Below are 529 nucleotides of genomic sequence, written 5' to 3'. Positions count from 1 at the left end.
TGCCGTTGTAGCTCAACTGGTAGAGCAACTGACTTGTAATCAGTAGGTTGGGGGTTCAAGTCCTCTCGACGGCACCACATGGAGGATTAGTGAAGTGGCTAAACACGGCAGACTGTAAATCTGCTCTCTCTGAGTTCGGTGGTTCGAATCCATCATCCTCCACCAGTTTACCTTAGGGGCATAGTTTAAAGGTAGAACAAAGGTCTCCAAAACCTTTGGTGTGGGTTCAATTCCTGCTGCCCCTGCCAATTGAATATTTGAACGTGGCGGTCGTGGCGAAGTGGTTAACGCATCGGTTTGTGGATCCGACATTCGGGGGTTCAATTCCCCTCGTCCGCCCCATTTTAAAAAACGAGTTTTAAAATAATTGTTGGGGATTAGCCAAGCGGTAAGGCAACGGACTTTGACTCCGTCATTCTCAGGTTCGATCCCTGAATCCCCAGCCATTTTTATGCGGAAGTGGCTCAGCGGTAGAGCATCGCCTTGCCAAGGCGAGGGTCGCGGGTTCGATTCCCGTCTTCCGCTCCAT

The 529-nt window shown here is 50.5% G+C and carries 6 tRNA genes; all 6 read left to right on the top strand.

The features are described from left to right. Position 1 precedes the first annotated feature (1 nt). Positions 2–77 (top strand) — tRNA-Thr (locus tag ACO9K6_RS21000). 3 nt (positions 78–80) lie between these two features. Beyond that, positions 81–165: transfer RNA gene (locus ACO9K6_RS20995), tRNA-Tyr, on the top strand. 9 nt (positions 166–174) lie between these two features. Next, positions 175–248, top strand: a tRNA-Trp gene (locus tag ACO9K6_RS20990). Positions 249–266: 18 nt separating this feature from the next. Next, positions 267–342 (top strand) — tRNA-His (locus ACO9K6_RS20985). 29 nt (positions 343–371) lie between these two features. Beyond that, positions 372–446, top strand: a tRNA-Gln gene (locus ACO9K6_RS20980). 7 nt (positions 447–453) lie between these two features. Next, positions 454–528: transfer RNA gene (locus ACO9K6_RS20975), tRNA-Gly, on the top strand. Position 529: the final 1 nt, after the last annotated feature.

The organism is Paenibacillus praedii (assembly GCF_049725345.1).
Lineage (GTDB): Bacteria > Bacillota > Bacilli > Paenibacillales > Paenibacillaceae > Pristimantibacillus.
This window is presented reverse-complemented; position numbering and strand designations above follow the sequence as displayed.